This is a genomic window from Klebsiella sp. 1SOBk5mer, from assembly GCF_046603115.1.
Lineage (GTDB): Bacteria > Pseudomonadota > Gammaproteobacteria > Enterobacterales > Enterobacteriaceae > Klebsiella > Klebsiella quasipneumoniae.
In genome coordinates, this window is sequence record NZ_JBKIUU010000002.1 from 290628 (window position 1) to 307164 (window position 16537).

The 16537-nt window shown below is 56.4% G+C and carries 20 protein-coding genes; 6 read left to right on the forward strand and 14 right to left on the reverse strand.

Annotated features, from left to right (window positions below; genetic code table 11):
* Positions 1–18 precede the first annotated feature (18 nt).
* Complete coding sequence (mutY, locus tag ACLH1U_RS07115; protein ID WP_023291004.1) at positions 19–1077, reverse strand: A/G-specific adenine glycosylase; 1059 nt, start codon at positions 1075–1077, stop codon at positions 19–21.
* 136 nt (positions 1078–1213) lie between these two features.
* Here mutY and trmB point away from each other — a divergent pair, with 136 nt between their 5' ends.
* From trmB to ACLH1U_RS07135, 4 genes are all read left to right on the forward strand, one after another.
* The gene (trmB, locus tag ACLH1U_RS07120; protein ID WP_004205192.1) at positions 1214–1933 is read left to right on the forward strand and encodes a tRNA (guanosine(46)-N7)-methyltransferase TrmB; all 720 of its coding nucleotides are present in this window, start codon (positions 1214–1216) and stop codon (positions 1931–1933) included.
* Positions 1933–2259 (forward strand): YggL family protein, encoded by a 327-nt coding sequence (locus tag ACLH1U_RS07125; RefSeq protein WP_002916620.1) that lies wholly within the window; start codon positions 1933–1935, stop codon positions 2257–2259. Before trmB ends, ACLH1U_RS07125 begins: the two co-directional genes overlap by 1 nt.
* Before the next feature lie 50 nt (positions 2260–2309).
* Entirely contained in the window at positions 2310–3029 is a 720-nt protein-coding gene (locus ACLH1U_RS07130) for a DUF2884 domain-containing protein (protein ID WP_032428990.1), read from the forward strand.
* Between the two features lie 110 nt (positions 3030–3139).
* Positions 3140–4147, forward strand: coding sequence for a DUF1202 family protein (locus ACLH1U_RS07135; RefSeq protein ID WP_101997135.1), 1008 nt, complete (start codon positions 3140–3142; stop codon positions 4145–4147).
* Between the two features lie 188 nt (positions 4148–4335).
* On the opposite strand, the gene ACLH1U_RS07140 is transcribed toward ACLH1U_RS07135, so the two are convergent.
* The 8 genes from ACLH1U_RS07140 to ACLH1U_RS07175 form a co-directional block, all read right to left on the reverse strand.
* Complete coding sequence (locus ACLH1U_RS07140; RefSeq protein WP_068815616.1) at positions 4336–5637, reverse strand: TRAP transporter large permease; 1302 nt, start codon at positions 5635–5637, stop codon at positions 4336–4338.
* Between the two features lie 10 nt (positions 5638–5647).
* Entirely contained in the window at positions 5648–6139 is a 492-nt protein-coding gene (locus ACLH1U_RS07145; protein WP_105490954.1) for a TRAP transporter small permease, read from the reverse strand.
* A 46-nt stretch (positions 6140–6185) separates the two neighbouring features.
* Positions 6186–7172: a TRAP transporter substrate-binding protein gene (locus tag ACLH1U_RS07150; RefSeq protein WP_101989448.1), complete on the reverse strand. Its 987-nt coding sequence runs from the start codon at positions 7170–7172 to the stop codon at positions 6186–6188.
* Positions 7173–7476: 304 nt separating this feature from the next.
* Positions 7477–8613: a radical SAM family heme chaperone HemW gene (gene hemW, locus ACLH1U_RS07155; protein WP_023319135.1), complete on the reverse strand. Its 1137-nt coding sequence runs from the start codon at positions 8611–8613 to the stop codon at positions 7477–7479.
* The gene (locus ACLH1U_RS07160; protein ID WP_023290995.1) at positions 8606–9199 is read right to left on the reverse strand and encodes an XTP/dITP diphosphatase; all 594 of its coding nucleotides are present in this window, start codon (positions 9197–9199) and stop codon (positions 8606–8608) included. Before ACLH1U_RS07160 ends, hemW begins: the two co-directional genes overlap by 8 nt.
* A 12-nt stretch (positions 9200–9211) precedes the next feature.
* Positions 9212–9502, reverse strand: a complete 291-nt coding sequence (gene yggU, locus ACLH1U_RS07165; RefSeq protein ID WP_004205183.1) for a DUF167 family protein YggU — start codon at positions 9500–9502, stop codon at positions 9212–9214.
* A complete protein-coding gene (locus tag ACLH1U_RS07170) occupies positions 9499–10065 on the reverse strand; it encodes a YggT family protein (protein WP_002916613.1) in 567 nt (188 codons plus the stop codon). The genes yggU and ACLH1U_RS07170 overlap by 4 nt, the downstream gene beginning before the upstream one ends.
* A gap of 20 nt (positions 10066–10085) precedes the next feature.
* The gene (locus tag ACLH1U_RS07175; RefSeq protein WP_004205181.1) at positions 10086–10787 is read right to left on the reverse strand and encodes a YggS family pyridoxal phosphate-dependent enzyme; all 702 of its coding nucleotides are present in this window, start codon (positions 10785–10787) and stop codon (positions 10086–10088) included.
* A gap of 16 nt (positions 10788–10803) precedes the next feature.
* Between ACLH1U_RS07175 and ACLH1U_RS07180 the strand changes: the two genes are divergently transcribed.
* Positions 10804–11784: a type IV pilus twitching motility protein PilT gene (locus ACLH1U_RS07180; RefSeq protein ID WP_032454049.1), complete on the forward strand. Its 981-nt coding sequence runs from the start codon at positions 10804–10806 to the stop codon at positions 11782–11784.
* Positions 11785–12132: 348 nt separating this feature from the next.
* The gene (locus ACLH1U_RS07185; protein ID WP_032454048.1) at positions 12133–12786 is read left to right on the forward strand and encodes a LuxR C-terminal-related transcriptional regulator; all 654 of its coding nucleotides are present in this window, start codon (positions 12133–12135) and stop codon (positions 12784–12786) included.
* A gap of 51 nt (positions 12787–12837) precedes the next feature.
* On the opposite strand, the gene ruvX is transcribed toward ACLH1U_RS07185, so the two are convergent.
* The 5 genes from ruvX to endA all read right to left on the reverse strand — a co-directional run bounded on the left by ruvX (position 12838) and on the right by endA (position 16492).
* The gene (gene ruvX / locus ACLH1U_RS07190) at positions 12838–13254 is read right to left on the reverse strand and encodes a Holliday junction resolvase RuvX (RefSeq protein WP_004205178.1); all 417 of its coding nucleotides are present in this window, start codon (positions 13252–13254) and stop codon (positions 12838–12840) included.
* The gene (locus ACLH1U_RS07195) at positions 13254–13817 is read right to left on the reverse strand and encodes a YqgE/AlgH family protein (RefSeq protein WP_002916603.1); all 564 of its coding nucleotides are present in this window, start codon (positions 13815–13817) and stop codon (positions 13254–13256) included. The genes ruvX and ACLH1U_RS07195 overlap by 1 nt, the downstream gene beginning before the upstream one ends.
* A 173-nt stretch (positions 13818–13990) precedes the next feature.
* A complete protein-coding gene (gene gshB / locus ACLH1U_RS07200; protein WP_004205176.1) occupies positions 13991–14941 on the reverse strand; it encodes a glutathione synthase in 951 nt (316 codons plus the stop codon).
* Positions 14942–14961: 20 nt separating this feature from the next.
* Complete coding sequence (rsmE, locus tag ACLH1U_RS07205) at positions 14962–15693, reverse strand: 16S rRNA (uracil(1498)-N(3))-methyltransferase (RefSeq protein ID WP_023290991.1); 732 nt, start codon at positions 15691–15693, stop codon at positions 14962–14964.
* A 91-nt stretch (positions 15694–15784) separates the two neighbouring features.
* A complete protein-coding gene (gene endA / locus ACLH1U_RS07210; RefSeq protein WP_032454045.1) occupies positions 15785–16492 on the reverse strand; it encodes a deoxyribonuclease I in 708 nt (235 codons plus the stop codon).
* Positions 16493–16537 lie beyond the last annotated feature (45 nt).

Below are 16537 nucleotides of genomic sequence, written 5' to 3' on the forward strand. Positions count from 1 at the left end.
TCTTTGATAGCCGAAAATTTATACCGGCGTTCCGGCTTTTAACTGTTGCAACAAGCGCTCCACGGGGGCCGCCAGACCGACGGACGGCGGCTGCGCTAAGTTATACCAGAGTGCGTTGCCTTCATCCATGCATGCGCCAGATGAGTGCACTGTAAGCCACATCGGCACAATATCCAGATGGAAATGGCTGAAAGTGTGGCGAAAAGCGGTGAGCTGCGTCAGATTATCGGCCTTAATCTGGCGCTGTGCCAGCCACTCGCGCAGGCCCGCTTCGTCGGCAAACTGCGGAAAACAGAACAATCCGCCCCACAGGCCCACCGGCGGACGCTGGGCGAGAAACACCTCGTCGCCGTGCTGCATCAGCAGGAAATAGCCGGTGCGTTCCGGAATGGTCTGCTTCGGTTTTTTGCCCGGATATTCTGCCCATGAATGATTGGCGTAGGCCACGCAGCCGTTGCTCAGCGGGCACAGTTCGCACTTCGGCTTCGAGCGGGTGCAGACCATCGCCCCGAGGTCCATCATCGCCTGGTTAAAGCGCTCCACGCCCTTCGCCGGCGTGACCGCTTCGCTGATCTCCCACAGCCGTTTTTCCACCTCTTTTTTCCCCGGCCAGCCGCTGACAGCATAGCAGCGGGCGAGCACGCGCTTCACGTTGCCGTCGAGAATCGGATAATGCTGACCGAGCGAAAGGGATAAAATGGCCCCCGCCGTTGAGCGCCCGACGCCGGGAAGCGCCGCCACTTCGTCAAAGGTCTGCGGGAATTCGCCGCCGTGCTGCGCCGCCACCTGCTGCGCCGCTTTGTGTAAGTTGCGCGCCCGCGCGTAGTAACCCAGTCCGGTCCACAGGTGCAGCACCTCATCCAGCGGCGCGTTGGCGAGATCGACCACCGTGGGGAAACGCGCCATAAAGCGTTCAAAATACGGGATAACCGTGGTCACCTGGGTTTGTTGCAACATCACTTCGGAGAGCCATACTTTGTAGGGCGTCTTGGCGATTTGCCAGGGCAGGGTTTTACGCCCGTATTTGTCGTACCAGTCCAGGACCTGGGCTGAAAATTGCGTGGCGAGAAAAGTCAAAGCTACGGCTCCGGGATCGCGATTACAGGGTGGCAGATTGCAGCACAAGGCCGAGTGGCTGTAAACCCTTGCATCCGCCGGGTAACTTTGGATAATGCCCGTTTTCCGAACACTTTCACTAGCAGACCTAACTTTTATGAAAAACGACGTCATCTCTCCGGAATTTGATGAAAACGGCCGTCCGCTGCGCCGTATTCGTAGCTTCGTCCGTCGCCAGGGCCGCCTGACGAAAGGGCAGCAGCATGCGCTGGATAACATTTGGCCGGTGATGGGCGTTGAATTCAACGATGCGCCGCTCGATTTCGCCGCCCTGTTTGGCCGCGAAGCGCCGGTCACCCTCGAAATTGGCTTCGGGATGGGCGCCTCGCTGGTGGCGATGGCAAAAGCCAAACCGGAACAGAATTTCCTCGGCATCGAAGTGCACTCCCCGGGCGTCGGCGCCTGTCTGGCCTCGGCCGAAGAAGAAGGTGTGCAAAACCTGCGCGTGATGTGTCACGATGCGGTGGAAGTGCTGCACACTATGATTCCGGATAACTCGCTGAATATGGTGCAGCTGTTTTTCCCTGACCCGTGGCACAAAGCGCGCCATAATAAACGTCGTATCGTGCAGCCGCCTTTCGCCGAGCTGGTGAAAAGTAAACTGAAGCTCGGCGGCGTCTTCCATATGGCGACCGACTGGGAAGCCTATGCCGTCCATATGCTGGAAGTGATGTCCTCGCTGGAAGGATACCGTAACCAGTCGGCAAGCAACGATTACGTACCGCGCCCGGAATCGCGCCCGGTAACCAAATTTGAACAGCGTGGCCATCGTCTCGGCCACGGCGTATGGGACTTAATGTTCGAGAGGGTGAAATAATGGCCAAGAATCGTAGCCGTCGTCTGCGGAAAAAAATGCATATCGACGAGTTTCAGGAGTTAGGCTTCTCCGTCGCCTGGCGTTTCCCGGAAGGGACCAGCGAAGAGCAGATCGACCAGACGGTCAACGATCTGATCGAAGAGGTGATTGAGCCGAACAAGCTGGCCTTTGACGGCAGCGGCTATCTCTCCTGGGAGGGGCTGATCTGCATGCAGGAGATCGGTAAATGTACCGAAGAGCATCAGGCTATCGTGCGCAAATGGCTGGAAGCGCGTAAGTTAGAGGATGTGCGCACCAGCGAACTTTTTGACGTCTGGTGGGACTAAGTTTGACAAGGGTCGGCAACTGCCGGCCCGTTTTGTCTTAAGGGAGTTTTATGATGCGTAAAACGCTGCTGGCGGTGGCGCTCTCCGTCACCGCTTTGTCTGCCCATGCAGACTACCAGTGTAGCGTCACGCCGCGTGACGATGTGATCCTCACCCCGCAGCAGGTCCAGGTGAAAGGGGAAAATGGCAATCTGGTGATCAAACCGGACGGTAACCTGACCTTTAACGGCAAGGCCTATGCCCTCAGCGCCGCCCAGCGCGAGCAGGCCCAGGATTATCAGGCCGGTCTGCGCAGCAGCCTGCCGTGGATTGACGAAGGCGCGCGTTCGCGAGTCGAAAAAGGCCGCAAGGCGCTGGATAAAATCATTACCGAACAGGTCGGCGCCGACAGCAGTATGCACGGTCGTCTGACTAAGCTGGACGCGCAGCTGAAAGAACAGATGAACCGCATCATTGAGCGCCGCAGCGATGGCCTGACCTTCCACTATAAAGCCATCGACCAGGTGCGCGCCGACGGCCAGCAGCTGGTGAATCAGGCGATGGGCGGCATTCTGCAGGACAGCATTAACGAGATGGGGGCGAAAGCGGTGCTCAAAGGCGGCGGCAACCCGCTGCAGGGCATTCTCGGCAGCCTCGGTGGTCTGCAAACCGCGATTCAGGACGAGTGGAAAAACCAGGAGGCCGATTTCCAGCAGTTTGGTAAAGACGTCTGCAGCCGAGTGGTCTCCCTTGAGGACAGCCGCAAAGCGCTGGTGGGCTCGTTAAAGTAAGTTACATCCCGCTACCTGCGTCCGCAGGTAGCAAAATCAGATTTCATTTATCCTGCCTGCTGTGGCGAACGCCTTATGATGCCTGCTGTATTCATAAAAGGAATTTGCTGATGAAAGAGGCATGGAAAACGCTCACCGTCCTGATGATCGCTTCCCCTTGTTACGTGCTGGCGGATGCCAACACGCCAACAGACGACGTGGTGAAAAAGCAGTTTGCTGAACAGACTGGCGGGATTATGCGCTTGCAAAGTGTGACGCTAAAGCAGCTCGACGCCAGGGGAAATCAGGCGACCTATATGCTGGAAGGCGATATGGCCGCCGCGGAAGATCTCTATATTTGCGTCGGCGTCGCAGGAGATTACTTTTTTTATGAGCGAGTCTGGACCAGGGGGCGGCCGGTAAAGTTCTCCGCCATGATGACCGCGGTAGGGACCAAAGACTCCGGCTGGCAGACCGAATTCTTTTCGCTGCAAATGGCGGCGAAGAGGGGCGGGAGAACCTTGAAGGAAATCGGAGGGGATGAAAGTAAAAACCTGATCGTTAATGACCACAAATTTATGGCGCAATTTGCCAAAATTAACGCCAGCTTTGCCGCCAGCAAAGCCACGATGAAGACGTTGCAAGGGCAACAGGATGCGCTGAAAACCGAGATCGCCGCGTTAGAGGAGCAGATTAACCGTTCATGGGGTACGGATGCGAACGGCAAGCCGCTCGATCGCAGCGACGTGCAGCAGGCGATGCTGGAAAAAATGTATGAAGTAGATCGGCAAAACGATCCGCTGAAATTCGAGAATCATTACTACAAAACTATCTATGAACCCGCCCTGACCGCCTGTCAGAAAAAAGCGGTTTGCGATGCCGGGCCGCTGCGCGCCGAGCGCGATGCTGTGCTGAATGAGCAGAAGCGTAACTATTATCGCCAGCATAAAGAGATGAGTGAAAATATCAAAGCGGAGATGGCCGCGCGCGATAAAAAGATAGCGCCTCTGCAGAAGCAAAAAGGCGAACTGAGCGCTCAGCTGATGGCGCTGGAGATACGCTATCGGGATTTGGCTCGCGACGAAAAATACTGGCAGGAGGGGCTGGAGAAGATGCGCCGCGACGGGGTCCTTAAGTAGCCGAATCAGGTTCGGAATGGCCCGGCTGCGCCTGGCGGGTATAGGCTTGTCGGATGACACAATGTTCTGATATTGAAGATTTTTGCCTGACGGGCAGGGCGCTAAGCGCCGCCCGGGCAGAAGCGTTAGCACGGGGGCTAACGCTCGTTTTTCCTCAGGGAGGAGAGCCCCTTCTCCTGGGCAAAACCCTACATCAGCCCCAGCAGCTGTGGAATAAACAGCGAGATCGGCGGGATATAAACAATCATCATCAGCGCGATCAGCAGGGCGGCGTAGAACGGCAGCAACGGTTTGATGAGCTGCTGAATTTTCACCCCTGAAATGGAGCAGCCGACAAACAGCGCGCTGCCTACCGGCGGGGTCAGCAGGCCGATGCACAGGTTAGCGACCATCATGATGCCGAAATGAACCGGGTTCATGCCCAAATCCTCAGCAATGGGCAGAAATATCGGCGTGAAAATCAGCACCGCAGGGGTCATATCCATAAAAATGCCGACGATTAGCAGCACGATATTTATCAACATCAGGATCACCACCGGGTTTTCCGACACCCCCATTAGCGCATCGCTTATCATGTAGGGAATGTCGGCGTTGGTCATCGCCCACGACATGCCCACCGAAAAGCCAATCAGCAGCAGCACAATAGAGGTCATGACTACCGATTCCAGAATCAGCTTCGGCAGATCGCGCCACTTCACTTCCCGATAGATCAGTACCGACAGGATAAAGGTGTAGACCACGGCGATGGCAGAGGCTTCCGTCGCGGTAAAAATGCCGCCAAGGATCCCGCCCATCACAATGATGACCAGCAGCAGGCTGGGCAGAGCATCGAAAAAGGCCTTTGCCGCCTGGGCGCAGGTCGGCCGTTCGGAAACCGGATAGCCGCGGCGTTTAGCGATGCAGCCGCAGACCAGCATGATGGACAGACCCATCAGAATGCCCGGCAGATAACCGGCCATAAACAGCGAGGCCACCGAGACGCCGCCGGCTGTCAGGGAAAAGACGATCAGGACGTTTGACGGCGGAATAAGCAGACCCGTGATGCAGGATGAGACGTTTACCGCTGTGGAAAAGGTCGGATCGTAGCCTTTCTGCGTCTGAATGGGATTCAGCGTCCCGCCTACCGCCGCGGCGGCGGCGACGGCTGAACCGGAAATCGAGCCGAACATCATATTGGCCAGCACGTTGACGTGGCCCAGAGAGCCCGGCACGCGTCCGACCATCACCTGCGCCAGATTGATTAAACGTATGGCAATCCCGCCGCTGTTCATCAGGGTTCCGGCAAAGATAAAAAAGGGGATGGCCAGCAGCGCGAAGTTATCAAGCCCGTTCGCCAGGCGTTGAGACACGGTAATCACCGCGATATCCCAGGGAAACATCAGCAGCATCGAACCAACGGTAGCGATACCGATGGCGAAGGAGATGGGAACGCCAATAAAAACCAGAATAAAGAAAGCGCCAAACAGCGTCAGTGCAATATAGCTATCCATGAGTTGCTCCTTATTCTGCATGTTTGATGTTTTTCAGGCCGTTTCTGATAAAACACAATGCGTAAAACATCATCATGATCCCGGTGAGCGGCAGGATCAGATACACGTAGCCCATAGGGATCTGCATCGCGGCTGAGACCTGGGCGGTCGACAGCGTTTTTGCAATCAGTTTTACGCCGCCGGTCACAATCACTGCGCCGGCAAACAGCAGGATCAGCAGGTTAATGATGACGCTGAAAAGCGCCTGCCTGCGGGGAGAGAGCGTCATGGTGAGTAAATCAATCGCCAGGTGACGCTGGGCGCCGACCGTATAGGCCGCGCCCAGTAGCCCGACCCAGATCATTAAGAAGCGCGCCAGCTCGTCGGTCAGGGTGCTTGGCTGGTTGAGCACGTAGCGGCTGAATACCTGCCAGACGACGCAGACAACCAGCGCAATCATTACAGCGACAGAGAAGGCGGCGATGGTGCGGTCCACCGCCAGCTTAATGCGGTTAAGTATCATCGTTGATTTCCTGGTGCAAACGGGCCAGCGGCCGGCCCGTTAAAGGTTATTCCGCGGCAGCTTCAAATTTGGCCAGCAGGGCGGCCTGGCTGGGATCTTTTTTAAAGTCATCGTATAGCGGCTGCACGGCGGCGCGGAACGGCGCTTTATCTACTTTGACTATTTCTCCGCCCAGGGCTTTGGCCTGCGCGCGGGTATCGGCATCGATCTTCCGCCACAGCTGTTGCTGATAAATCTCTGAGGCTTTCGCCGCTTTGATCAGAATGTGCTGCTGATCCGGCGTCAGCTTGTCCCAGGTTTTGCTGGATATAACGAGGAAGTCAGGGATGGAGGCGTGCTCATCTTCAGAGAATACTTTCGCGATTTCGATATGGCGCGTCTGCACCCAGGAGGGAACGTTATTTTCCGCGCCGTCAACCACCCCCTGCTGCATGGCGGTATAAACTTCACCAAAGGAGATGGGGGTCGGGGAACCGCCCATTAATTCGACCATTTTTAACGTTGTCGGACTGGCCTGGACGCGGATCTTCAGTCCTTTTAAATCTTCCGGTTTAGTAATGGGCTTTTTGGCATAAAAGCTTCGCGTCCCGGCGACATAAGCGGAAAGGGCAAAGAATCCTTTCTCTTTCGTCGAGTTCATTATTTCCTTGCCCACCTCGCCGAAGACGACTTTATTGAAGTGATTCTGGTCGTTAAACAGGAAGGGTAAATTATAAATGGCGTAAATATTATCGAAGGACTCCAGATCGCTGGCGGAACCTTTGGTCATATCCAGCGCGCCGTTTTGTAATAACTCCATGGTCTCGCGCGCGCTGCCCATCTGACTACTGGGGTAAATACGAATCTTCATCTTACCGTCAGAAAGCTGGTTTACCTCTCTGGACATCTCCTCCAGCGCCTGATGCACCACATGGCTGCGCTCAAGGTTATGTGCCAGTTTTAACGTGACTTTTTCAGCCGCGACGGCCCCTGCGGAGAGTAGGGCCAGTAAAGCTATACCTACCAGAGAACGATAAAAAGGGTATTTTTTCATGAGTTGGCTCCATGCACTTGGGATAATTGGTCAATATCTTTAGCATCATGCTTTATTTCTGTATGACATATTATCTTTGTTGTCGTACATCTTTAAGCTACCTGACTCACACTTTCTGGCAATGAGGTAAGGAAATAACCGAACTTATTGCTGGATTGATATTTGGCTTGTATTAATTAATGCAAATTAATTTAAGGGTGGAATATTTAATAAGAATGAATCGGATATAATAAGGTATATATGGCGGAGGTATCGAGTTATTCCCATTCCCGCACTCTGCCTGGCGGGAATGGGATAACGATATTTATTCGCTAAGGAATAGTTCGAGAAGAGAATTTAAAAACAGCTTTCCATGCTCGGTGATCTGCCAGTTCTGCTCGTCTTCCTGCAGATAGCCCTGAGCTATCGCCGCGTCCAGCTGCGGACGGATCGCCGCTTCATCAAGACCGGTATAACGGCGGAATTCCGCGCGCGGCGCGGCCTCCAGCAGGCGAAAACGGTTCATAAAGAACTCAAACGGTTTATCCGCCTCTTCCACATCATGCTGACGTTCGAGGTAGCGGCCTTCCATATAGCCGCGCGGGTGGCGGGTTTTGGCGGTACGCAGAATGCGCCCGTCCGGGAAGGTTATCTTGCCGTGCGCGCCGCAGCCGATGCCAAGGTAGTCGCCAAAGCGCCAGTAGTTGAGATTATGCTGACACTGATAGCCCGGTTTGGCGTAAGCGGAAGTCTCGTACTGCTGGTAGCCGGCGGCGCTCAGCAGCTGATGCCCCTGCTCGAAAATATCCCATAGCGCGTCGTCATCCGGCAGCACCGGCGGCCGGGAGCCGAACAAGGTGTTCGGCTCAATGGTCAGCTGGTACCACGAGAGATGCGGCGGGTTGAGAGCAATGGCCTGACGCAGATCGTCCAGCGCCTCCTCCAGAGACTGGTCCGGCAAACCGTGCATCAGGTCGAGATTGAAACTGCGCAGGCCCAGGCCGCTGGCGAGGCGTGCCGCGCGTTTGGCCTCTTCCGGGCCGTGGATCCGCCCCAGCCGCTGCAGCTTCGGTTCGCTAAAGCTTTGTACGCCGATGGAGATGCGATTCACCCCGGCGCGCTGGTAATCAACGAAGCGATCGGCCTCCACGGTGCCCGGGTTGGCTTCCATGGTGATTTCCGCCCCGGCGGCCAGCGGCAGGCAGGCGCGGACGCCATCGAGCAGGGTTTGCATGGCCGGGCCGGACAGCAGGCTCGGCGTACCGCCGCCGATAAAAATGGTGCCTATTTCCCGTCCCTGGGCATACTGCGCATCGGCCCGCAGATCGTTCAGCAGATGCTGGACGTAGTCATCGTGCGGCACTTCGCCTTTCAGCGCATGCGAATTAAAGTCGCAGTACGGGCATTTCTGCACGCACCAGGGAATATGGATATAGAGACTCAGCGGCGGCAAATTAGCCATTACGTAATGCTTCCAGTAACAATTTCAGCGCCTGCCCGCGATGGGAAATAGCGCTCTTTTCTTCACGGCTCAGTTCGGCCGCAGTTTTTCCTTCTGACGGGACGAAGAAGATCGGATCGTAGCCGAAACCGCCCTGACCCGCGGCTTTCCGGGCGATCACCCCAGGCCAGCTGCCGTGGCACACCAGCGGCGTGGGATCCTCGGCATGGCGCAGATAGACCAGTACGCAGTGGAATTGCGCCTGGCGCTGGTCGTCCGGCACGTCCTGCAGGGCGTCGAGCAGTTTCTCAAGGTTCTGCTGGTCGCTGGCGTCGACGCCGGCATAGCGGGCGGAGTAGATGCCCGGCGCGCCGCCCAGGGCATCGACGGCCAGACCGGAATCGTCGGCGATAGCCGGCAGGCCGGTGATCTGCGCCGCATGACGCGCCTTCAGAATCGCGTTTTCAATAAAGGTCAGGCCGGTCTCTTCCGCAGACTCGACGCCCAGCTCGGTCTGAGCGACGATATCGAGACCAAAATCTTCCAGCAGCGAGGCCAGTTCGCGCACTTTACCGGCGTTGCCAGTAGCGAGGACGACTTTTTGCATGATGAATCCTGTTTATTCAGTTAGCGCCGCGACCGCAGTCGGGATCTGTTGTGGGGCGATGATTTTAACTTGCTTATGGCGGCCCAGCTCGCCTTTTTCAATCAGTACCTGGCTTTTGGCGACGCGGAACTGTTTGGCGAGAAATTTCACCAGATGGGCATTGGCCTGGCCATCAACGGGCGGGGCGGTAATGGCGACTTTGAGCTCGTCGCCATGCACGCCCACGATGCTGTCGCGGCTGGCCTTCGGCTGAATATACAGCCTCAGCACCAGCCCGTCAGCGCAGCTTTCAACGGCACTCATAGCGCCATCCACAGCCCCGGCAGCAGTACGTTACCGGTGGCCTGCAGCACCTCGGCGATACCCATATTGATCACGTACAGCAGCAGCACCAGCACCATCGGTGAGAAATCGATACCGCCCATCGACGGCAGCAGGTTGCGGATAGGGCGCAGCAGCGGGTCCGCCAGCTGCATCAGCACATATTCCACCGGGCTGCGTCCCTGGCTGACCCAGCTCATGATCGCCATCAGCAGGAGCACCCAGAAGATCAGCGAGCCGATGGTTTTCAGCAGAATAAGCAGAGCGGAGATCCAGATGATCGGCTGGAAGGTGATCACCATAAACAGTACGATCGCTTTGATGACGCAGAGGATGAATGCCACCAGCAGCGAGGCGCTGTCAATCGGCCCCATTGCCGGGATAATCCGGCGCAGCGGCCCGACAATCGGCTGCGTGGCCTTTACCACAAACTGCGAAAACGGGTTGTAAAAGTCGCAGCGCGCCCACTGCATCCAGACGCGTAACAACACGACCATCGTGTAAAGCTCAATGACCGTTGAAAGCAGGAAAGTCAACGTCTTCATGGCGTTCCTCAGATTCCTTATTATTTGCTGTAGTCGCGCGCACCAAAAATGGCCGTGCCGATGCGCACCATTGTGCTTCCCGCCGCGATAGCGGCTTCCATATCGTCCGACATTCCCAGAGACAACGTATCGACCGTGGGGTACCGCGTTTTTAACCGCGCAAATGCTACCGCCATTTGCTGGGCGACGGCAAACTGCCTTACATATTCTGACTCAGGCGCGGGGATCGCCATCAGGCCGCGCAGCTCCAGATGAGGTAACTCAGCGATCTCCGCCGCTAAAGCATCGAGCGCTTCCAGCGGGATGCCGGATTTACTCTGCTCATCGCTAATGTTGATTTGAATCAGTACCTTCAGCGGCGGCAAATGCGCCGGGCGCTGCTCGTTCAGGCGGGTGGCGATTTTCAACCGATCGACGGTGTGGCACCAGTCAAAATGTTCGGCCACCAGCCGGCTTTTGTTGGACTGCAGGGGGCCAATAAAGTGCCACTGCAGACCGCTGACGCCTGCCTGCTGGAAATGGTTAATCTTCTCCACGCCCTCCTGGACGTAGTTTTCACCAAATGCCCGCTGGCCTGCCGCGATGGCTTCTTCGATCGCGCTCGCAGGTTTCGTTTTACTCACTGCAAGCAATGTCACTTCTTCTGGCGCACGCCCGCAACGGGCGGCGGCACCGGAGATTTTGTCCCGGACCTGTGCCAGGTTATGCGCAATATCGTTCATATTCCGAGGATGAGTTATGAAGCTGGAAGAAATCGTAGCCCTTAGTGTAAAGCATAATGTCTCCGATCTACACCTGTGCAATTCCGCCGCACCGCGCTGGCGGCGGCAGGGCAAGCTGGAGGCCGCTCCCTTTCCCGCGCCGGATATCGCGGATTTACTCAACGACTGGCTCGATGCCGCACAGTTCCAGCACTGGCAGGAGCACGGCCAGATTGACTTTGCGCTGACTCTGGCCTGCGGTTCGCGGCTACGCGCCAGCGCTTTCGCCCATACGCGCGGAATATCGCTGGTGCTGCGTCTGCTGCCCGTTCAGTGCCCGCGTCTGGAGACGCTGGGCGCGCCGCCTGCGCTAAGCGAGCTGCTGGCGGAAGAGAGTGGCTTGCTGCTGGTCACCGGGGCGACGGGCAGCGGCAAGTCGACTACCCTGGCGGCGATGGTCGGGCATCTCAACCAGCATCTTGATGGCCATATTCTGACGCTGGAGGATCCGGTGGAGTTTATTCATCACAGCGAGCGCTGCCTGATCCAGCAGCGGGAGATTGGCCGTCACTGTCCTTCGTTCTCCGCGGCGCTTCGGGTGGCGCTGCGCCAGGATCCGGATGTGATCCTGCTTGGGGAGTTACGCGACAGCGAAACCATCCGTCTGGCGTTGACGGCTGCGGAAACCGGGCATCTGGTGATGGCGACATTACACACCCGCGGCGCGGCGCCGGCGGTGGAGAGATTGATCGATGTCTTTCCGGCAGAGGAGAAAGATCAGGTTCGGAGTCAGCTGGCCGGAAGCCTGTGCGCGGTGCTGGCGCAAAAATTATTACCCGCACGTCAGGGCGGCAGAGTTGCGCTATACGAGCTTCTGGTCAATACGCCGGCGGTGGCGAATTTGATCCGCGAAGGAAAAGTGCACCAGCTGCCCGGTGTAATGCAGACCGGGATGCAGGCCGGAATGCTGACATTTACCCAGAGTTTTCAGCAACGTGTGGCCACAGGCCAGCTGTAAGGGGGGCGTGAAGCGGGTTGGGTGGTTAAAATGATGTGTTAACTGAATGTTTAAATACTGTTTTTGGATATTATTTGATAATACAAATAATCTTTCTGAATAAATTCAAATAAGACATTCAGCTGGGATATTTCGACAGTGAATACGCATTTCCAGGAAAAAAGTTTGATTACCTTTTGACAGCTTTGCGGTATTCGATTTATGCTGTTTACGGGAATAGGATGATTCTCATGGAATAACGTTTCAATTTGTAAATTGCTAAGGCTATTTATAAATTCATGACTGATTGTATATTTTTTTATTCATTTAACCACCATGACGGTGGATAGCAGCTAAGGAGAGTTTTAAGTGATTAATTTAAATGGAAATTCATCATCTTCTCGTCAGGTTACATTTATTACCCACCCGTCAATCCAGAGTAAAGCCTTTGCCAGCTATCTCAGTGAAACCCTGATGGCACCGGTAGTTTTACAAAATATTAATAAACCGCTGGCGCAGCGACTGGCGAAAGACTCTGTAATATTATTTGATATCGCCGTTTCAAATAAGAAATTAAACGGGGTGTGGCGAGATATTATTCGGCTTCAGTCAGATAATCCCCGCTTGCTGATTATCAACAGCGCGCAAAAGTATGAGTTATACGAAATGGCGCAGTGGCCGGCTTTATATGGCGTGTTCCGCCATGACGATGATGAATCGCGCTTAATTGAGGGCGTCAAGGCCGTGCTGAACGGCGAACAGACGGCTGAATTGAGCGTGATGCACCCGGCGATGTACGCTGCGGACCATACATCGGCGCCGGTTGAAAACTCGCCGCTGACCGAACGAGAATGCGAGATCCTCAACGAACTGCGCTGCGGCGCGACCAACCTGGATATTGCCCGCGCGCTGTTTATCAGCGAGAACACGGTGCGGACGCACCTGTATAACGTGTTCCGTAAGCTGAGCGTTAAGAATCGCACCCAGGCGGTGAGCTGGGCTAACGAACATCTGCGCCACTAGGCGGGAGGATGTGCGCCGTTAGCGGTTCGCCGGCGGCGCAGAAGACAGAGCTTAAAAGCTCTGCTCGAAGTAGCTTTCCAGAATGACCACCGCAGAGGCCGAATCGACGCTGCCTTTATTTAGCGCCCGATAGCCGCCGTGTTCGAACAGGCCCGCCCGGGCCTCAACCGTACTCAGACGTTCATCGTGGAGAAGGATCGCGACGCCAAAGCGGCCATGAATTTTATTGGCGAAATTACGTGCGCGCGCCGTCAGCGGTTGCTCGGTGCCGTCCATATTCAGCGGCAGGCCGACGATCACCGCCTCAGGCTGCCACTCCTTAAGCAGTTTTTCGATGATATTCCAGTCCGGTTTGCCGTCCTGCGCCTTCAGCGCCGGCAGTGGCCGGGCGGTGGCGGTGATGCGTTGCCCCACCGCCACACCGATGCTTTTCGTCCCGAAATCAAAGCCGAGAAAGGTTCCGCTCATCATGCATGCCCCGCGACGCCTGGCATCGTCACGATGTCGATGCCAATCAGTTTAGCCGCCTCGCGCCAGCGATCGGCGATGGGCGTACGGAAAAGAATATTCTGGTCCGCCGGGGCGGTGAGCCAGGCATTATCTAAAATCTCCTGCTCCAGCTGCCCTTTCTCCCACGAGGAGTAGCCCAGCGCAACCAGCACGTTGCCCGGCTGCCGGTCGGTGCCTAAGGTTTCGAGGACATCCCGCGAGGTGGTGATCACCGTGTTATCCGAGATACGGATGCTTGAGGAAAAGTCAGAGGGCGGGGTATGTAAAATAAAGCCGCGGTCTTCCGCCAGCGGGCCGCCCAGCATCACCGGTTTATCCAGGCGGATCTCCGGATTACGCGGCTCCGGGACAATTTTGAGCTTCTCAAGGATCCCTTCCACCTGCAGATTTTCCAGCGGCTTATTGATAATAATGCCCATGGCACCCTCGTCGTTATACTCGCAGATATAGACCACGGAGCGGCGGAAAATGGGGTCCTGAAGCGCAGGCATGGCAATCAGAAAGTGATGCTGTAAATTCATTGTCAGAGGTTCTGTTCCTGGTTCAAAAAGCAACACCCAGTATGCGGGCAAAGTAGAATGGTGTCGATGCACTTTATCTGGCAGGCGCCTGAGCGGCGCCTGGCTGGAAGGGTTTCACCAGCGCGGCGATCCGCGCTCGCTGTGCCCTGAGCGGACGTTCGTCCGCGTAGTGCTTATCGGGCGAGACGTCTTTCGATAGCGTCCATCAGCATGCCGGTGATCGAAATATCCGGGAAGGCGGCTTCGATCTCACGTACGCAGGTGGGGCTGGTGACGTTAATCTCCGTCAGACGGTCGCCGATGATATCCAGGCCGACGAAGATAAGACCTTTGGCCTTCAGCGTCGGGCCGACGCGGCGGGCGATGTCCCAGTCGCTTTCGGTTAGCGGGCGAGCTTCGCCGCGGCCGCCGGCGGCCAGATTGCCGCGGGTCTCGCCGCCCTGCGGAATGCGCGCCAGGCAGTAAGGCACCGGCTCGCCATCCACCACCAGCACGCGCTTGTCGCCATCTTTAATGGCTGGCAGATAGTTCTGCGCCATGCAGTAGCGGCTGCCCAGCTCGGTCAGCGTCTCGGCGATCACCCCAAGGTTCGGATCGCCGGCTTTGACGCGGAAAATAGAGGCGCCGCCCATGCCGTCGAGCGGCTTCATGATGATATCGCCGTGCTTTTCCCAGAAGGCTTTCAGCTGGGCTTTATTGCGGGTGACCAGCGTTTCCGGGGTCAGCTCGGAGAACCAGGCGGTGAACAGCTTCTCGTTACAGTCGCGCAGGCTCTGCGGCTTGTTGACGATAAGCGTGCCTTTCTCTTCCGCTCGCTCCAGAATATAGGTCGCATAAATAAATTCGGTATCAAACGGCGGATCCTTACGCATCAGAATGACGTCAAGATCCGCCAGCGGCAGGTCCTGTTCGCCGGTGAAGTCATACCATTTGTCGTAGTTCTGTTCGACGCTCAGCGTGCGCGTCCGGGCGCGGGCTTCGCCGTTGATCAAATAGAGGTCGTTCATCTCCATATAATGGAGTTCATAGCCGCGACGCTGCGCCTCCAGCAACATAGCGAAGCTGGTGTCTTTCTTGATGTTGATGGTTGCGATGGGATCCATCACGATGCCGAGCTTGATCATGGTTCTTCTCCGTTAACGCCTCAACCTAAGTCGCCAAAACGCACCTGCAGGGCGGTGATGGCGGTGAGCGCAGTAGTCTCTGTACGCAGAACGCGCGGTCCCAACAGGATATCAGTAAACTGGTATTTCGCGGTCATCGCTATCTCTTCAGCCGACAGCCCGCCTTCCGGGCCAATCAGCAGACGGACGCGTTCAACCGGCAGCGGCAGCGTGTTAATGCTGGCGCTGGCGCGCGGGTGCAGGTTGAGCTTCAGCCCGCTGTCCTGCTCGGCGCACCACTCCTCCAGCTGCATCGCCGGACGAATTTCCGGTACCACATTACGACCGCTCTGTTCGCAGGCGGCAATAGCGATTTTCTGCCACTGCTGGATCTTTTTCTGCAAACGTTCGGCGTCCAGTTTAACGCCGCAGCGCTCGGAAAACAGTGGCGTTATGAGGCTTACCCCGAGTTCGATCGATTTCTGGATGGTGAATTCCATTTTTTCGCCGCGGGACATCACCTGGCCTAAATGGATATGCAGCGGCGATTCCCGATCGTCGGGTTCGCCACTGAGGACTTCAACTGCGACGTTTTTCTTACCGGCCTCGGTGATGACGGCGTCAAACACCTGGTTACTGCCGTCGAAGAGCTGAAGGTGCTGACCAGCGGTCATGCGCAGGACGCGGCCGACGTGGTTGGCCGCGTCATCGCTCAACGCGATCAGGCTGCCGACAATGAGGCGTTCTGGATGATGGATGCGAGGAATGCGCATGCTTGATATTCCGTTCTTTGCGCAGATGCCAGCTTCCCGCCATTGGGCGGGAAGCACAGGGCTGCAAATTAACAATTGCCGCTAGTGTAGGTTAGCTCTTTTGCGCCTGGCAAGCCTGCAGGACATACGGATTATGGTTGCCCTGTACTTTCGCGATGCGTTCATCGCGTTCACACTCCCAGGCGGTGACCGGGTACTGTTTATTCCAGGCGGTAAACAGCTGAGTTTGCTGGCGGGAAAGATTCAGCTGGTAGCGGTCGCGCATATAGAAGTAGGTGCGGGCGATGGCGCCGCGTGCGCGGGCAGGGGGCTCGGCGATTTTATCTTTAAAATCGACCTTCATGGTGCACTGGCCGTACTGGCCTTCACCGCCGTTCCACTGGCTGTACATAAAGTTGCCGCGATCGCCATTCACTTCTCCCACCGCCGGCTGCAGATTGTGCATGTCGCTTTCCATCTTGCGGTACTCCGGATCTTTGGCGCAGTTTTTACGTCCACCCTCCTGCCAGCACTGGCGCTGATGGCCGAACTGCCACGCCGGCACCACGTGTTCCCACTCAACCCGGCTGGCGCGGTTCTCATTTTTACGCACTTTATAGCCGCAAGATTCCAGATCGATAACGCCTTTTTTACCCTGCCAGTCAATTTTACAGCCGCAGTAAAAGTCGCCGGGAACGTCGGCGTTTACTTTGACGCCTGCGGCCTTGGCCTGGGAAAAGCTGGTAATTTCGGCGGCCGCAAGCGGGCCACTCACTGCCGTGCACAATACTGCAACGGCTAAAACATGCATACGGGACATCGTTCACTCCGTGTCAAAACGAGCCCGCAACGTAGCGAATGAGGG